Annotated in this window: 15 protein-coding genes; 5 read left to right on the forward strand and 10 right to left on the reverse strand. The window is 66.7% G+C overall.

All coding sequences use genetic code 11. From position 1 onward, the window contains the following. Positions 1-380, forward strand: a 380-nt coding sequence (locus AE618_RS14010) for a carboxymuconolactone decarboxylase family protein (RefSeq protein WP_054209699.1), incomplete at its 5' end; no start/stop codon positions are given. A 485-nt stretch (positions 381-865) separates the two neighbouring features. Beyond that, on the forward strand, positions 866-2,260 hold the full coding sequence (locus tag AE618_RS14015) for a DUF2793 domain-containing protein (RefSeq protein WP_054209700.1): 1,395 nt from the start codon (positions 866-868) through the stop codon (positions 2,258-2,260). Positions 2,261-2,280: 20 nt separating this feature from the next. Here the strand turns inward: AE618_RS14015 and AE618_RS14020 are convergent, their stop codons facing one another. From AE618_RS14020 to AE618_RS14035, 4 genes are all read right to left on the reverse strand, one after another. Next, positions 2,281-3,015 carry an FkbM family methyltransferase gene (locus tag AE618_RS14020; protein WP_054209701.1) on the reverse strand — a complete coding sequence of 245 codons (735 nt, stop codon included), beginning with the start codon at positions 3,013-3,015 and terminating at the stop codon, positions 2,281-2,283. 139 nt (positions 3,016-3,154) lie between these two features. After that, positions 3,155-4,888 carry an L-arabinonate dehydratase gene (araD, locus tag AE618_RS14025; RefSeq protein ID WP_054209702.1) on the reverse strand — a complete coding sequence of 578 codons (1,734 nt, stop codon included), beginning with the start codon at positions 4,886-4,888 and terminating at the stop codon, positions 3,155-3,157. Positions 4,889-5,064: 176 nt separating this feature from the next. Further along, positions 5,065-5,997, reverse strand: coding sequence for a dihydrodipicolinate synthase family protein (locus tag AE618_RS14030; protein WP_054209703.1), 933 nt, complete (start codon positions 5,995-5,997; stop codon positions 5,065-5,067). Continuing rightward, complete coding sequence (locus AE618_RS14035) at positions 5,987-6,718, reverse strand: GntR family transcriptional regulator (RefSeq protein WP_248310875.1); 732 nt, start codon at positions 6,716-6,718, stop codon at positions 5,987-5,989. Before AE618_RS14035 ends, AE618_RS14030 begins: the two co-directional genes overlap by 11 nt. A 198-nt stretch (positions 6,719-6,916) precedes the next feature. Between AE618_RS14035 and AE618_RS14040 the strand changes: the two genes are divergently transcribed. The 3 genes from AE618_RS14040 (at position 6,917) to AE618_RS14050 (ending at position 10,534) form a co-directional block, all read left to right on the forward strand. Next, positions 6,917-7,897: a Bug family tripartite tricarboxylate transporter substrate binding protein gene (locus tag AE618_RS14040; RefSeq protein WP_054209704.1), complete on the forward strand. Its 981-nt coding sequence runs from the start codon at positions 6,917-6,919 to the stop codon at positions 7,895-7,897. Between the two features lie 156 nt (positions 7,898-8,053). Continuing rightward, positions 8,054-8,767 carry a ribonuclease activity regulator RraA gene (locus AE618_RS14045; protein WP_054209705.1) on the forward strand — a complete coding sequence of 238 codons (714 nt, stop codon included), beginning with the start codon at positions 8,054-8,056 and terminating at the stop codon, positions 8,765-8,767. A gap of 213 nt (positions 8,768-8,980) precedes the next feature. After that, entirely contained in the window at positions 8,981-10,534 is a 1,554-nt protein-coding gene (locus AE618_RS14050; RefSeq protein ID WP_054209706.1) for a methyl-accepting chemotaxis protein, read from the forward strand. A gap of 1 nt (position 10,535) precedes the next feature. Here AE618_RS14050 and AE618_RS14055 read toward each other — a convergent pair whose 3' ends face one another. The 6 genes from AE618_RS14055 to AE618_RS14080 all read right to left on the reverse strand — a co-directional run bounded on the left by AE618_RS14055 (position 10,536) and on the right by AE618_RS14080 (position 16,829). Next, positions 10,536-11,573, reverse strand: a complete 1,038-nt coding sequence (locus AE618_RS14055; RefSeq protein ID WP_054209707.1) for an NAD-dependent epimerase — start codon at positions 11,571-11,573, stop codon at positions 10,536-10,538. 161 nt (positions 11,574-11,734) lie between these two features. Next, positions 11,735-12,700: a 2-hydroxyacid dehydrogenase gene (locus AE618_RS14060; protein ID WP_054209708.1), complete on the reverse strand. Its 966-nt coding sequence runs from the start codon at positions 12,698-12,700 to the stop codon at positions 11,735-11,737. A gap of 61 nt (positions 12,701-12,761) precedes the next feature. Further along, on the reverse strand, positions 12,762-14,438 hold the full coding sequence (gene ggt, locus AE618_RS14065) for a gamma-glutamyltransferase (RefSeq protein ID WP_054209709.1): 1,677 nt from the start codon (positions 14,436-14,438) through the stop codon (positions 12,762-12,764). Positions 14,439-14,536: 98 nt separating this feature from the next. Next, the gene (locus AE618_RS14070; RefSeq protein WP_054209710.1) at positions 14,537-15,364 is read right to left on the reverse strand and encodes a creatininase family protein; all 828 of its coding nucleotides are present in this window, start codon (positions 15,362-15,364) and stop codon (positions 14,537-14,539) included. Between the two features lie 62 nt (positions 15,365-15,426). Then, positions 15,427-16,107, reverse strand: coding sequence for a flavin reductase family protein (locus AE618_RS14075; protein ID WP_197280788.1), 681 nt, complete (start codon positions 16,105-16,107; stop codon positions 15,427-15,429). Between the two features lie 14 nt (positions 16,108-16,121). Beyond that, positions 16,122-16,829, reverse strand: coding sequence for a GntR family transcriptional regulator (locus AE618_RS14080; RefSeq protein WP_054209711.1), 708 nt, complete (start codon positions 16,827-16,829; stop codon positions 16,122-16,124). Between the last annotated feature and the right edge of the window lie 59 nt (positions 16,830-16,888).

A 16,888-nucleotide genomic window follows, 5' to 3' on the forward strand; every position in this document is an offset into this window, starting at 1 on the left:
CTCCCGTCGAGGTTCAGGTCGTCATGATGACTTCGAATTATCACAATCGCTGCCATTACTGCATGGCAGGCCATTCGATGATCATGACGATGCTGAAGGCGCCGCAGGACGTCATCGCCGCACTGCGCGAGGGCAAGCCCGTTGCCGATACAAAGCTCGAAGCATTGCGTGTTTTTACCCGCAAATTGCTGGAGGAGCAGGGTCACGTGGGCGACGAGGCGCTGAACACATTCCTGGCAGCCGGCTATAGCAAGGCGCAGGTGCTTGACGTTCTCATCTGTCTTTCAACCAAGCTGCTTTCGAACTTCACCAATGCCCTTGCCCAAACGGAAGTCGACGCGCCGATGAAGGCGATGGCCTGGACGCCTCCATCGGTCTGAAACCCGCGCTTCGCGTGCAGGATTTCTACACGCGCGCGAAGCGCACAGCTTCACTCGAGCCGCTTTCGTCCGAACTTTTGCCCTTCCGAGATTCCGTCCCAGACCTCATAGCGCTTGCGCCGCGCGATGGGGCGGAGGAGGAATGAACGGAAACGGGTAGCGCGAGGCGGTCAGCGGCGGGGCCGCTCCGTCACGGTCCTGCGCGCGGGCAGGATGGACGAAGGGGCCGCGGCCGCGACGGGGGCGCGGCGCTTCCGCTCGACGATCTTCTTGTCGGCGGCGCAGCCGGCAACAGCCCGAGCGGGAGGCGGTCGCTGGACCTCTGAAATCGACCCCAAGCGGCCGTTTCCTGATTAAATTCGCCGCTTGGCAGAACAGAGCATCGCGTCTGCGGCTTGGGGGGACAACGTCAGCGACTTATCCCCGTCGTGCTGGGCAGGGCCGATAGTGGCTTGCAACCGCCACCCTGATCCTCGCGAGGTGCCATGACCGCAACGCCGCGGCTTTCGCTGCCCCTGCTCGCCGCCGGGCAGGCGCAGAAGCATGTCACCCATAACGACGCCCTGACGCGGCTCGACGCGCTGATCCACCTCGTCGTCGACAGCCGCTCGGAGACGGCGCCGCCGGCCACGCCGACCGAGCTGTCCGCTTATATCGTGCCGACGGGCGGAAGCGGCGTCTTCGCGGGGCGCGCCGACCAGGTCGCGCTGTTCGAGGATGGCGGCTGGACCTTCCTGGCGCCCCGGCCGGGATGGCAGGCCTGGGTCTCCGACGAGGCCGAGCACAATCTCTGGACCGGAACGGAATGGCGCCGCGACAGCCCGCTCAGCAGCCTGGGCGCCAGTCTCTGGGGCGTCAACGGCACGGCCGATGTGACGACGCGCTTCGTCGTCCAGGCGCAGGCCAGCCTGTTCAACCATGCCGGCGCCGGCCATCAGGTGAAGCTCAACAAGGCGGCTGCCGGCGACACGGCGAGCCTGCTGTTCCAGGATGGTTTTTCGGGGCGCGCCGAAATCGGGCTGGCCGGCGACGACGATTTGCACGTCAAGGTCAGCGCCGATGGCTCGGCCTGGGCCGAGGCGATGGTGGTGGACCGGACGACGGGCGGCGTCTCCCTGCCGGCGACGCGCTGGGCCTGCGCGCCCAATCTGCTGGTCAATGGCGACATGCAGATCAACCAGCGCGGCTTTGCCGGCGGCGTGCTGGTTGCGGGGATGTATGGCTTCGATCGCTGGAAAGCCGGTCCGTCTGGGGCGACACTGTCGCTTTCGGCATATGATCTCACCTTGAGCGCAGGCGGGCTGATCCAGCCGGTCGAGCCGGCGCTGTGGGGCGTCGCCTCCTTCGCCGGTCTGACGCTGACACTGTCGGTCGAGGACCTCTCGGGCGACGATCTCGCGGTGTCGATCGGCAGCGTATCCGGGACGCTCACGGCCGGAAGCGGCCGGCGCAGCGTGACCCTGACGCCCACACCCGGCGACAGCGGCGTGCTGGCCGTCGCCATCGCGCCTGCATCCGACCCGGTGACGCTGCGGCGGATCAAGCTCGAATTCGGCAGCGTCGCCAGCGGCTGGGTCGCGCGGCCGGCGACGCTGGAGGAGGCGCTGTGCGCCCGCTATCACTGGCGGCACGAAGGCGCGCTCGCGCTCGACGCCTATCAGGACGTGGGCGGCGCAGTGCAGCAGACGCTGGTGCTGCCAAGTCGAATGCGGGCGGTGCCCTCCGTCGCCTTCGCCGTGTCGGGGACGGTCAATGTCGCGGGCGGCAGCGCGGCGATCACGCTGCTCTCCCGGCGTGAGGCGCGGGTCGGTGTCGCGGCCGCTGCGACCGGGCGCGTGCAGGCGGCTTTCGGGAGCGTGGCGTTCGACGCGGAACTGTGACGCGAGCGGGGCGCCCCGCTTCAATCCTGATAGATGCTCTTCACATGAGCGTTGATGGCGGCGATCTCGGGCAGGGCGCCGCCATTGCGCTCGCTAAGATGGCCCTCATGCCAGTACCAGTCGTCGAAGCCGACATTCAGCCGCTGGTAGCCTGCTTCGGCCAACAGAACGCGCATGGTCTCGCGGCGCGGCTCGACGAAATTATGCTCGATGGTGAAAAGCGCGATCTCATGCCGGGCGAGATCGATCGTCCTGAGGATGTCGAGTTCGGACCCTTCGGTGTCGAGGGAGACGTAGTCGTAGCCGGTGCCCGCCCTGCCGTCGGCTGCGTCCATCGCGTCGAAGGTGATGGTCTCGACGGTGATCAGGCCGTTCTCGCTGATCGCCTGTCGGCGATGCTGGGCATAGCCGTCGGCCTCGGCATATTCGGCCAGCGTCCCGATTTCCTGCGAGGCGACGAAGGACAGGAGTTGTCCGCCCTCGCGATGCACCGCCCGCTCCAGGCAGGTCGCGCTGCGGCTGGCCGCGAGCTTTGCAAACAGGATCGGGTTCGGCTCCACCAGCACGCCGCTCCAGCCGTAATCGCGCTCAAGGAAAAAGGTGTTGCTGTGAAGCACGCCGTCGAAGGCTCCGATCTCGGCGAAGCGGCCGTCGCGCCGGCCCAGGCACATCGCCAGAACCCAGCGCTCCTGCTCGATCTGCGAATTGGTCGGCGTCTCGAAAGCCGCCTGCCAGGAGAGGCGGGTGGAGGACATCTGGGCTGACACGGTCTGTCGTCTCGAAGGGGCGGGATGGCAGCCTAGGGCAAGTCACCGCCACAGGTAACCCGTGTGTCATCTCCGATCGGCACGACTTCACCAGGGTAAACGCGCGCCTCCGCGGCAGGCACCGCCCCTAGTGAATTTCCGGCTCGGGAATCTTCGCCGTGCCTTCGAGGTAGTCGAAGTCGCAGCCCTTGTCGGCCTGGCGGATATGGGCCGCCGACATCTTGCCATAGCCGCGCGGATAGTCGCGGTCGGGTGGCGTCCAGGTCTTCAGCCGTGCCGCGATCTGCGCGTCCGACAGATTGACGGAGATCGTGCGCGCCTCGACATCGACGCTGATGATGTCGCCGGTCTGCACGGCGGCGAGCGGCCCGCGGATATAGGCTTCGGGGGCGACATGAAGCACGCAGGCGCCGTAGCTGGTGCCGGACATGCGGGCGTCCGAGATGCGCAGCATGTCGCGGACGCCCTGCTTCAGCAGCTTGCGGGGGATCGGCATCATGCCCCATTCCGGCATGCCCGGCCCGCCGACGGGGCCGCAGTTCTTCAGCACCATGATGTGGTCGGGCGTGACGTCGAGGCTCTCGTCGTTCACCGCCTTCATCATCGCATCATAGTCCTCGAAGACCAGCGCAGGACCGGAATGCCTGAGCAGGCGGGGCTCGGCGGCTGAGGGCTTGATGACGCAGCCATCGGGCGCGATGTTGCCCTTCAGCACGGCAAGCCCGTTGGCTGTCGTCACGGCATTGTCGAGGGGCCGGATGACATTGTCGTCATAGACGGTGGCGAGCGCGATGGTCTCCGAGATCGGCTTGCCGGTGACGGTCATCGCGTCGGTGTGCAGCTTGCTCTCGAGCTGCTTCAGCAGGGCCGGGAGCCCGCCGGCATAGAAGAAATCCTCCATCAGGAATTCGCCTGAAGGGCGCAGATTGGCGATCACTGGGACAGTGCGGGAGAAGGCGTCGAAATCATCGGGCGTCAGCGAAACGCCGGCGCGGCCGGCCATGGCGATCAGGTGGATGATGGCGTTGGTCGAGCCTGCCACCGCCATATGCACGGTGAGCGCATTCTCGAAGCTCTTGCGGGTGAGGATGCGGTCGGGCGTCAGGTCTTCCCAGACCATCTCGACGATGCGCTTGCCGGCGGCTGCCGCCATGCGCGGATGGGCGGCGTCGGCGGCAGGGATGGCGGAGGCGCCGGGCAGGGTCAGGCCCAGCACCTCGGCATGGCTCATCATCGTCGCTGCCGTGCCCATCACCATGCAGGTGCCATGCGAGCGGGCGATGCCGCTTTCCATGTCCTTCCACTGGTCGTCGGTGATGTTGCCGGCTTCCTTCTCGGCCCAGTATTTCCAGACATCGGCGCCCGAGCCGAGGATCTTACCGGCCCAGTTGCCGCGCAGCATCGGCCCGGCCGGCACGAAAATGAAGGGCAGGCCGGCGCTGCAGGCGCCCATGATCAGGGCTGGCGTGGACTTGTCGCAGCCGCCGAGCAGCACCGCGCCGTCGAGCGGATGGGAGCGGATCGATTCCTCCGTCTCCATCGCCAGGAAGTTGCGATAGAGCATGGTGGTGGGCTTCTGATACTGCTCCGAGACCGACATCACGGGGATCTCGACTGGGAAACCGCCGGACGCCCAGACCGCGCGCTTCACGGCTTCCGCGCGGTCACGCAGATGGGTGTGGCAGGGGTTGATCTCGGACCAGGTGTTGATGATGCCGATGACCGGCTTGCCCATGAACTCGTCATGCGCGAACCCCATTTGAAGCGCCCGCGAGCGATGCCCGAAGGAGCGCAGATCGCTGGCGCCGAACCAGCGCTTCGAGCGCAGGGTATCGGGCGTCTTGCGGGGATGGGACGACATCGGCGTTTCCTCGGGTGGTTTCTTGTGTGTGCGATACGTCTGTCATTCCGGGGCGGCCCGTAGGGCCGAACCCGGAACCCACGACCGGGTGGAACGACTTCCGTTCTATGGAGGGCTCACCCCGGCCGTGGGTTCCGGGTTCATCGCTGCGCGATGGCCGGGAATGACAGCGGGTGTTACTCCGCCGCCGCGCGCTGGGCGCCCCAGCCGGAGACGATCTGGCGCAGTTCCGCCTTCTCGGCCGCGTTCAGCTCCGGCAGTCCGGGCAGGCGGACGGGGCCGACATTGGTGCCGAGCAGGCCGAGCGCTTCCTTGACCACGGTGACGTTGGCGCCGTTGCCGTATTTCGTTCGAAGCGTCTCGAAGCCGGCGATGGCGTCGACCTCGATGCGGGCGGCGGCGTAGTCGCCCTTCTCCAGCGCGCGCCAGACGGCCAGCGAGCGTTCCGGCGCGACATTGATGAGGCCGGAGGTGAATCCACGGGCGCCGAGCGCATAGAAGGGCGCGGCCCAGCCTTCGGCGAGGCCGCAGATCCAGTTCGCGGACGTGCCTTGCGTGGCACGCACGCATTCGGCCAGCAGCATCATGTTGTTGGAGGCGAATTTCACCCCGGCGACATTCTGATGCGTCGCGACGCGGACCAGATCCTTCACGCCGATCGCGTCGGAGCGGATATAGGCGACCAGCGGGATCGTCAGCGCCTCGGCGATGGCGATGATGTAATCGGCCTGGGACTGCGGCGCGGCGAAGGGGTCGAGCGGGTGGTGGACCATCACCGCGTCGCATCCGGCTTTGGCGGCGAGCTTGCCGGTCGATACGGCTTCTCGCAGAGACCTTCCGATGCCGGCGGTGACCAGCGCCTTGCCGGCGGCGGCTTGTGCCGCGACCGCATGGCTGCGAACGACCTCGTCCGTCGTCATCGGATAGAACTCGCCGGTGTTGCCGGCCGAAACGATGTTGTGGATGCCAGCCTGCGCGATGCGGGCGACGATCTTAGCCGTCACCGCCCAGTCGGCCTCGCCATCGGCGTTCCAGGCCGTGACATGCACGCCGGAGATGCCGCGCAATGCGCTGCGAACCTTGCCTTGGTTGCCTTGGTCACTCGTCATAGTCCAACCCTTCCGCATCGGCGCCGAACACTTGTCGCACATGGGCTTTTGCCGAGCGGACGATGTGGGCGCGCATCCGTTGTTCCGCGAGCGCGGGCTCATGGGCTTTCAGCGCCTCGAAGACCGCGCGATGTTCCTCGAACCCCTGGCCCCGCTCGGACGGTTCGGACAACAGCGCGATGCGCTGGGCATGATCATACATGCGCTGCCCGTCGAGCCTTCGCTCCAGATAGGTGCAGCCCGAAATCCGGTGGATTGCGCCGTGATAGGCCTCGTTCAGCGTGACGAGATCTTCCAGCGCGCTGTGCTGCGTCGCATGCGCCATCTCCTCGATCAGCCGTCCGATTTCGGCGATGTCGGTGTCGGTAACCCGGTTGGCGGCGATATGGGTCATGACGCTTTCGAGCGCGGCGCGTCCCAGCGCCATCTCCAGCGCCTGCCGCGCCGAGAACTCGACGAAGACGCCGCGCCGCGCCTCGGTGCGAACCAACCCCTCGCTTTCGAGCCGTCGCATGGCGTCCTTGACCGGCGTCGTGCTGACGCCGAGCATTTCCGCCAAATGGCGCTCGTTCAGGCGCTCGCCATCGCGGAACCGGCCGGCGACGATCGCCCGGCGTAGACGTTCATGCACATGCTCGCGCAAGGAGCGCAGCAGATGCGGGGCGACAGGTTCGATGGCGAGCGGCTCGGGCATCATGGTTCCGGTTGTGGCGCCAGGCATCGGCCGCGAATCCGCTGTCGGGCCGCGCGACGCTGACGCCATCACCGCACCAGACACCACAAAGGGCAAGCTGCGACAAGTCTGAAATTTCAGATTTCAAATCTGGAATCCTGTGCTATGCCGTCAGCCAAGGGTCTGCGAACGGACCGCGCCGGCAGCAAAGCGCCGGCTTCAGGGAAACGAAACGGAGGGAACACCATGACGATGACGCGCAGGGCGATGATCGCCGCCGCACTGACCGCGGCCACATCCTTGAGTTCAGCCGCGCAGGCCCAGGCGCCCTATCCTGGCAGCCAGGTGGTGACGATCGTGGTGCCCTTTGCCGCGGGCGGGACGACCGACCTACTCGGGCGGGTGCTCGCCGACAGGCTCGGCGCCCGGCTCGGCGGCAAATTCATTGTCGAGAACCGGGCCGGTGCCGGCGGCAACACTGGGGTGGCGGCGGTCGCGCGGGCTGCGCCAGATGGCTACACCCTGACCATGGGCACGGTCTCGACCCATGCGATCAACCCGGCCGTCTATGCCAAGATGCCCTTCGACCACATCAAGGATTTCGCGCCGATCTCGCAGGTGGCGAGCGTGCCCAACATCCTGATGGTCAATATCGATCTGCCGGTGAAGACGGTGCCGGAGCTGATCGACCTTCTCAAGAAGAACCCGAACAAGTATTCCTTCGGCTCTTCGGGCGCCGGCACTTCGACCCATATGGCGGCCGAGCTCTTTAAGGTCTCGACCGGCACCGACATGGTGCATGTGCCCTATCGCTCCAGCGGGCAGGTGACGCAGGACCTGCTGTCGGGCCAGATCCAGATCACCTTCGACAACATCACCATCGCCTGGCCGCATGTCGAGGCCGGCAAGATCCGGGCGCTGGCGACCGCGACGCCCGAGCGGCTGGCGGTGGCGAAAGACCTGCCGGCGCTGGCGGAGTTCATCCCCGGTTATGCCGCCGCCTCCTGGCATGGCTTCTTCGCGCCGTCGGGCGTGCCCAAGGAGATCGTCGCCAAGCTCTCCACCGAGGTCCAGGCGATCATGCGCGAGCCCGCCGTCATCGACCAGATGAAGAAGCTCGGCGTCGATCCGGTGGGGTCCACCCAGGAGCAGTTCACCGCCCATATCGCCGCCGAGACCAAGCGCTGGGCGGATGTGGCGCAGAAGGCCAATGTTCGCATCGAGTGATCGAAGGGCCGATCATGCCGCCAGCGCGGCCGCCTGACGCGGCGGTCTGCGCTTCCGGTGCTCACGGACTAATGTCCGCTCCGGTTCTCGACCGCCACGCCATCCGTCTCACGCTGACGATATGCTCGACCCTTCGCTGGAGCCTTAGCCAAGATCATGACCACGCTCACCGACGACAACCGCGCCAAGCTCAAGCGCGTCTCGACCGCGACGCTGACGACGGCGCTGTTCAAGCGCGGCTTCCGCAACCAGTTCATCCAGGATGTCCGGCCGCTGGGCCAGAAGGCCGAGACGATGGTGGGGGAGGCGTTTACGCTGCGCTATATCCCGGCGCGCGAGGATATCGACGTGCTGTCGGCCTTCGAGGGCACGCAGCATCCGCAGCGGCGCGCGGTCGAGGACTGCCCGCCCGGCCATGTCATGGTGATCGATTCCCGCAAGGATCCGCGCGCGGCCTCGGCCGGTGGTATCCTGGTGCAGCGGCTGGCCCAGCGCGGCGTCGCCGGCATCGTCACCGATGGCGGCTTCCGCGACAGCCCTGAGATCGCGCAGATGGCGATCCCGGCGTATCACAACCGCCCGAGCGCGCCGACCAACCTGATCCGCCACCACGCGCTCGACATCAACGCCCCCATCGCCTGCGGCGATGTCGCGGTCTATCCGGGCGACATCATCGTCGGCGACGGCGAGGGCGTCTGCGTGATCCCGGCGCATCTCGCCAACGAGATCGCGCCGGAAGTCTACGAGCAGACGGCCTATGAGGATTTTGTCGCCGAGCGCGTGCGCGCCGGGCAGGGCATCTTCGGGCTCTATCCGGCCAATGCCGAGACCAAGGCCGCGTTCGCCGCGTGGCGGCCGGGCTGGTCCTGAGTTCGCTCGCGTTCGTCGAAGAACCCATCTGCGCTGTCGGAGCTGGCGCTGCGGCCGTCAATCCGGCCAAAGCGGGTGCGACAATCAGCCTATAGGGCTCCAAGTTTGAAAGCGTCATCGTTAACGTGTGCTTGTTGCCTCTCTGAGATGGTTCTCCGGCATTGATGCGCGTTGCAGTTGTGTGGCGCCGGTGCCGACCCTGATCAGGCTGCCATGAGCGTCACCGCGACGATGCCGATCCGATACGATGCCTGGGTCAATCAGGCGTTGGGCATGGTAAAGCTGAGCGAGGCCGATGCGGCCGCCTTGCGCATGGCGCAGGCAGACATGTTCGCCCGTGTCCTCCCCGCCATTCTATTGTCCAACATGCTGTCGTCGCTGCTGGTCGCCCTGGTCTTGATACTTCACGGCTGGTTGTGGTTTCCCCTAACGTGGAGCGCCTCGGTCGTTGCCGTAGGCGTCCTCGCGCTTACGCGGATCAGGCAGATCAAGCAGCGCAAGCGCGCCGATGCTCCGTCGCTAAAATTCACCAACCGAATCCTGATCGATTCCGCCATCATGGCGACGCCCTGGCTCATCATGTCGGTGGTCATCAACCCGACCGCCCTGCCTCAGATCGAAGTGCTGACGGCGACGCTGTTGGCGGGGCTGGTGTGCGCCGGGACTTTCACCATGGCCGGCATGCCATCTGCCGCTCTGGTTTTTGCCGGCCTCATCCTGGTCGCTCGCATCATCCATATCTTGCTCTCGCCGATCGATCACATGGTCGAGAATCTGACCTTCCAGGTGATTTATGGCGCCGTCATGCTGGTGTCGCTGCGCAGCATGGCGCAACTCTTCGTCGATCGGGTTTGCGCCATCAGACGCGCGCAGGGACTCGGTCTCGAGGCCGGTGCGCATGCGCGCAGTGAAGAAGCTCAGCGCGAGGATGTCGAACGGCAGGCCGAGGCGTTCCGACGTGAAATCGGCGCGATCCTGCAGCCGGTCTTCCAGTCAGTGGGTCATATGAACGGCGCGGCCGAGCAACTGGTCGCGATTTCGCAGCGCTCACAGGATGAGCTGGCCGGCGTCCTGACCAAGGTCGGAGATGCGCGGAGCGACATCGTCTCCGTCGAGGTCTGTTCGCATCAACTGACGGACACGATATCGCTGATCCGCAATGAGGCGGACAGGACCACGCAGCTTGTGCGAACAGCCGCCGCCGATGTCGCCGCCTCGGTGTCTGTCAAGGCGCAGCTTTCGCAGGCGGTTCACGATATCGGCGAGGTCTCGGACCTGATCCGGCAAATTGCAGCCCAGACCAATCTGCTGGCGTTGAACGCGGCGATCGAAGCCGCGCGTGCCGGATTGGCCGGGCGCGGTTTTGCGGTCGTCGCAACGGAGGTGAAGGGCTTGGCGGTCCGCACCGAGGCTGCGACGAAGGAGATTTCCGCGCGTATCGCCGAGATCCGCGGAGCGACCGAGCGCTCCCTGGCCGACCTCATGAACATCAGCGTCTCGACGGAAGCGATCGTCGGCGCAACCGGATGCATCGTCGTGGCGGTGGATCAGCAGGCCGATGCGATCCGCACGATGGTGGAGGTGCTGTCGCGGACGGTGCGCCAAACGGAGCAAGCGGCTGGCGCGATCGATCTCGTCGTCGCGGATGCAGCGCGCATCATGGTGAACGGTCGGCAGGTTTCCGCAGCCGCAGGGGATGTGGACGCCTCCGCCAGAAGCCTCGACGAATCCGTCGCTCGATTCTCGCGCGACGTCGTCAGGAGCTGAATCAGCCGGGCGTTTCGACGCCGTAGAAGTCGCGGTACCAGGCGACGAAGCGGGCGATGCCAATCTCGATCGGCGTGTCGGGCCTGAAATCGACCCGCGCCATCAGATCCGAGACGTCGGCATAGGTCGCGCGGACGTCGCCGGGCTGCATCGGCAGATGGCGCTTGATCGCAGCCTTGCCGCAGGCCTGCTCGATCACGGCGATGAAGCGGTCGAGCCGGACCGGCGTGTGGTTGCCGATATTGTAGACGCGATAGGGAGCGGCTGCCGTCGCCGGATCGGGCGATGCGGCGTCGAACGCCGGATCGGCCACGGGCGGCAGGGCGGCGAGCCTGACGATCGCTTCGCTGATGTCGTCGACATAGGTGAAATCGCGGCTCATCTCGCCTTCGGCATAGACGTCGATCGGCTTGCCTTCGAGGATCGCCTTGGTGAACTTGAAATAGGCCATGTCCGGTCGGCCCCAGGGGCCGTAGACGGTGAAGAAGCGCAGGCCGGTGGCCGGGATGCCGTAGAGATGCGCGTAGCTGTGCGCCATCACCTCGTTGGCGCGCTTGGTCGCGGCATAGAGCGAGACCGGGTGGTCGGCGCCGTCATGTTCGCTGAACGGCACCTTGGCGTTGGCGCCATAGACCGAGCTCGACGAGGCATAGACCAGATGGGCGACCGGATGGTGCCGACAGGCTTCCAGCACCGAGAGAAAGCCGTCGAGGTTGGAATGGGCATAGGCGCGGGGATTGTCGAGCGAGTAGCGCACGCCGGCCTGCGCTGCGAGATGGATCACGACATCCGGCTTGAAGGCGGCGAAGGCGGCTTGCAACGCATTGTAATCGGCGATGTCGATGGGCTCGAAGCTGAAGCCGTTGCGGGGCATCAGCAGGTCGAGGCGGGCCTGTTTCAGCGCCGGGTCGTAATAGGGCGTGAGATTGTCGATGCCCAGCACGGTCGTCCCCCGAGCCAGCAGCGCCTGGGTGACATGGAAGCCGACGAAGCCGGCGGCGCCCGTCAGCAGCACGCGTTGCGGTGAAACACTGGTCATGAGGCCCGCGCCGCCCTGTCAGGGGAAAGAGGGCGGGAGCGTGCCGAAATTCAACTCCCGCAAGGCCAAATCCAATGTTTCAGATCGCGGCGCGTGTCAAATGAAGCGGGGTGGCGTTGGCCTCAGGCTGCTCCCCGCTGCATCTTCAGGCGGTGCCTTCCTCAGACCACGAAGTCCTTTTCCGGGACCGGCTCGCCGCGCGAGACATGGGCCATGTTGGCGAACATCCGCGACACGGTGGGCGCGAATGTATCGGACGCCATGGCGGCGAGATGGGGCGTGACGACGAGGTTGTCGAGCGTCAGCAGCTCGCTGTCTGCGGGCAGCGGCTCGACCGAGTAGACATCCATCGCGGCGCCCGCGATCACGCGATTGCGCAGCGCGATGACCAGTTCGGCCTCGTTGACGACGCCGCCGCGCGCGACATTGACCAGCACCGCCGTCTTCTTCATCGCGGCCAGGGCCTTGGTGTCGATCAGGTTGGTCGTCTCCGGCGTCAGCGGGCAATGCAGCGAGACGATATCGGACTGGGCCAGGATTTCGTCGATCGCGGCATAGCGGACGCCAAGCGCGGCTTCCTCGGCGACGCTCAAGGGCTGGCGCTTGGCATAGAGGATGGTGCAGCCGAAGCCCTTGAGCAGCTTGGCGACATTCTGGCCGATCGCGCCGAAGCCGACGATGCCGACCGTCTTGCCCGAGAGCAGGAAGGTCTCGCCCGGCATGTGGCCCGTCGCCCAGTGCCCCTTCTTCATTTCAGCATGGCCATAACCGATGAAGCGCAGCGCCGAGAGCATCAGCCCGATCGAGAATTCGGCGACCGCCAGCGCATTGCTGCCGGTGGTTCGCGCCACGCCGATGCCGAGCTCCCTGGCCGTGGCCGTATCGATGTTATCGACGCCGACGCCCCATTTATGGAGCAGCTTCAGCTTCCTGGCGGCGCGCAGCACATCGCCGGAGACCGCGACCTGGCCGGCGATGGCGTAGTCCGCGTCGGCGATGATCTGCTTCATGTGCTCGTCGCCGCGCGCGGTGCCGTGCGTCAGCACGAAGCCCGGCGGCAGCAGGGCGCGCAGCCTGTCGGCGCGCTCAGGGGTGGTGAGGTCGAGGAGGACGATGGTCTCGGTCATGGGGGGCGTCTCTGGCATGGTCTCGCGTGGGAAAGGCGATGGTGGGCCTCTGCCGGTCGTCTCAGATCGTGAAGCGGGCCCCAGCGCGAGCCAGTCCGCCCGAGATCGCAACAGGCGTGCCGTCGGCGCGCCAGCAGGCGGCGCCGGTCAGCGTGCCGTCCTCGTCGAAGCGGATCGCGTTCATGCCGCCGGCGATGCGGGGCATGCGGACGATGCGATGGCCGCGCGCCCGCAGCGCCTCGGCGACCGCCTCGGGAAAGGCTTCCTCGAGCTCGAGCACGCCGCCTTCCGTCCAGATGCGCGGCGCCTCGACGGCCTCCTGAAGGGTCATGCCATGGTCGATCAGGTTGACGATCGCTTGCATCGCCGAGGGGAAAATCCGCAGGGCGCCGGGCAATCCGAGCGCGAAGGCGAGCTTTCCGTCCTTCAGCACGATCATCGGCGCCATCGAGGTGAAGACGCGCTTGCCCGGCGCGATCGACAGCGCGCGGCCGGGATGGGGATCGAAGTTGAACATGTAGTTGTTGGTCAGCATCCCGGTGCCGGGGATCTGCGTGCAGGCGCCGAACAGGCCATTGATCGTCTGCGTCGCGGTGACGACGTTGCCCTCGGCATCGGCGACCGTGACATGGGTGGTGTCGTTGGATTCGCCGCCGGATAGGCCGGCCGTCCAGCTCTTGGCCTCTCCCATCGCGATGAGCGCGCGGCGCTCGTCCGCATAGGCCTTGTCGATCAGCCTGGCGACCGGGACCTTGACGAAGGCGGGGTCGGCGGTTGCCACCGCGCGATCGGCGAAGGCGATCTTGAGCGCTTCCGCCAGCAGATGGACGCCATCGGGCGAGCCGAAGCCGAGCGCGCCGATATCGTAGCCCTCGAGGATGTTGAGCATCTGCGCGATGTGGACGCCGGATGACGACGGCGGCGGCGGGCCGACGATCTCGTAGCCGCGATAGCGGCCCCGGATCGGCTCGCGGGTCTCGACCGTGTAGGCGGCGAGGTCGTCCTGGCCGATCAGGCCACCATTCGCCGCCATGAAGGCGGTCAGTGCCTTGCCGAGCGGCCCGTCATAAAGCGCGGCCGCTCCCTGTTGCGCAATCAGGCGCAGGCTCGCGGCATAGTCGGTCTGAATCAGCCGCGTGCCGGCAGGGATGGCCTGCCCGTCCCTGAGCAGCAAGGCCGTGAGGCCGGGGTCGCGGGCGAGGTCTGCGACGTTGTCGGCGATGCAGTTCGACAGATAGGGCGTGACCACGAAGCCGCGCTCGGTGAGTGCGATCGCCGGCTGGAGCACATCAACCAGCGGCAGCGTGCCGAAGCGAGCCAGCGCCTCGCACCAGCCGGCGAGCGCGCCGGGCACGGCCACCGCCTTCGGCCCGACGACGTTCTCGCGGTCGCGGACATCGCGCTGCTTGCCTATCTCGTCGGAGAGGCAGTCATACATGTCCGCTCCGGCCTGCAACGGGGCTGTCGAGAGGCCGTCGAGCACGACATGGCGGCCGTCGGCCATGCGGATATGGCTCAGGCCGCCGCCGAGGATGCCGACCATCATCGGCTCGACGACCGTGAGCGCAAACAGCGACGCCACTGCCGCATCGACGGCGTTACCGCCCGCGAGCAGCATCTGCGAACCGGCCGCCGAGGCGAGCGGATGGTTGGTCACGACCATGCCGCGCGAGCCGGTGGCGGGGCGCTTCTCGCAAGCGAAGGTCGTGATGCGGGGGGCTGGCGGGCTGGCATGCATGGCGGGACTGTTTCCGAGGCGACGGCGGGACGCGCCATCATCGCCCGTTCCTGCGCGGGATGGGAGAGCCGCCGCGGCATGGCGAGGCGGCGTCGGGGTCAGGCTGCGACCTTGCCTGCGAAATGGACGATGAAGCGGGCGCAGATGTCGGTCAGCGTCTCGGTCAGCGCGGCGCCGGTCTCGGCTGAGCAGAGGCGCGGATCGCCCTTGGCGACGCCGAGATTGAACGTCTCGTCATATTCGTTGGGCATCGCGACCTCGTGCCCATCGAAACTCGCAAGGCCCAGCCCGGTGAAGGGCAGGTCGAGCACCGGGTCTCGCTTCAGCGGCTTAGCCGCAGGGATCAGATCCTTGCGGATCAACTCGGGTAAGAGATGCAGCCCGATTGAGGTCAGCGGGTCGGCGCCGTGCCCATCGGCGGCGGCGGCCTTGTCGGCTCCGCCGAGGATGCCCGGCAGAAGAGCGGAGGCGATGCGCCAGAGATAGAGGCTCGGCAGCACGACCTGCTCGCGCTGGTAGAGTTCGCGCGCGACCTCTGCGATCGGCCCGACATTGCCGCCATGGCCATTGATCACGATGATCCGGGTGAGCCCGTTGCGATGCAGCGAGTCGACCATCTCGGCGATGACGGTGGTGAGCGTCGCCTGCGAGATGGCGATGCCGCCGATCATCGAGCCGAACCAGTCGGCCCCGCCGAAGGGCAGGACGGGTGCGACCAGCGTGCGCGTGCCGGCCTTGCTGGCGCGGATCGCTGCCAACTCGGCCATCTTCTCGGCGAGGAGATAGTCGCCCATCGGGGCATGAGGACCCTGGTCCTCCTGGCTGCCCATCGGCAGCAGGATGATCGGGTTCTCCTTGTAGAGTTCGCGTGCCTCGCCCGCAGTGATCGTGCCCATATGGACGAGTGGATCGGTCTTGGCAGCCATGGGCCCCGTCCTTGCTGGTCTGGAAGTCTCTGTGCGGTGTGCCCGTTCCGCCTCGAAGCGCTCTAGCGCCTCCGATTGGCCGCTTCGGGATCGGCTGCGAAGGTCGCGACCGACATGGTCGGCAGGTCGAAATAGTCGCGCGTCGTCGCATAGCCGTGGCCGCCCATGCGGCCGATCGCGTCGAGCGCGGCGGGATCGACATGGAGATTGCCGGGGTCGATCGTATCGGCCCTGAAATGCGCGTAAACGACCTCGCCGAGGATGATCTCGCGCGAATTGCCGATGCCGAGCGTGGTGTGGTGGCGGCATTCGAAGGCGGCCGGCGCCTGGCCGATCCAGGGGCAGGGCACCTTGACGCCGGGCATCGCGGTGAGGCCCGCGGCCGCCAGTTCGTCGACGCCCGGCTCGAACGGCGTCGCGCAGATGTTCATGCCCTCGACCAGCGCATCCGAGACGATGTTGACCGTGAAGGACAGGGTTTCCCGGACATTCCGGCCGGTGTCCTTCTGCGCGCCGGTCGGGCGATATTCGACGCCCAGCGCGAGGATGGCCGGGTCTGCCGACAGGCAGTTGAAGAAGCTGAACGGAGCGGCGTTGACGATGCCCGCGGCATCGACCGTCGTCACCAAGGCGATCGGGCGCGGCACGACCGCGCCGATCAGGAGCTTGTAGCGCTCGCGCGGGGTAAGCCTGGCGAAATCGAAGGTCACGATCTCCGCGGCTGCGCCTGCTGGGGCGGTCATGGGCGGCGCATCGGTCACGGCTGTGTCAATCCTTCGCTGAGCGCATAGGGCGCGAGCACCTCTCGGATGTCGCGCTCACCGCGCGGCGTCAGCAGGGCCCGCGTCACCACGGCCTGGAGATGATGGTCCATGAGATGGGCCGCGCGGGCGGCGTCACCGGCGCGCAACGCCTCGATCAGCTGCCGGTGTTCGGAGACTGCACATTCGGAGGAATGCGGCCGGCCGTAGATCGCCAGGATCAGCGAACAGCGCGACGAGACCTCCTGAACATAGCGCAGCAGCAGGGCATTGCCGGTCATCTGCGCGAGCCTGATGTGGAATTCGCCGGCAAGCCGGATCGATTCCGGCCCGTCGCGGCCATGCGCCTTTTCCTCGAGGGCGACATGGGCCTCGAGTTCGGCGGCCTGCGCTGCGGTGAGGTTTCCGGCCAGCGTCTCGGCGACCATGCGCTCGAGGCCGCGGCGGACATCGAAGACGTCGCGCGCCTCTTCCAGCGTCGGATAGGCGACTGACGCGCCGCGATTGGGCTTGAGCTCGACCAGACCCTCGACGGCCAGGCGGCCGAAGGCCTCGCGTACCAGGGTGCGGCTGACGCCGAGCTGCTCGCCGATCGAATCCTCCGGCAGCTTCATGCCGGGCTTGAGCGCCTGCTCGATGATGGCGCGGCGCAGAGCCTTGTAGACCGACTGCGCGCGCTGGCCGGGTTGGCGGGTTTCCGACATTTTCGCCCGTTTTGTCTCTGGTTTGGCCCTTCGGGGCTCACTCCATGTCACGGGATTCG

The sequence above is a fragment of the Allobosea vaviloviae genome (genome assembly GCF_001298265.1).
GTDB lineage: Bacteria > Pseudomonadota > Alphaproteobacteria > Rhizobiales > Beijerinckiaceae > Allobosea > Allobosea vaviloviae_B.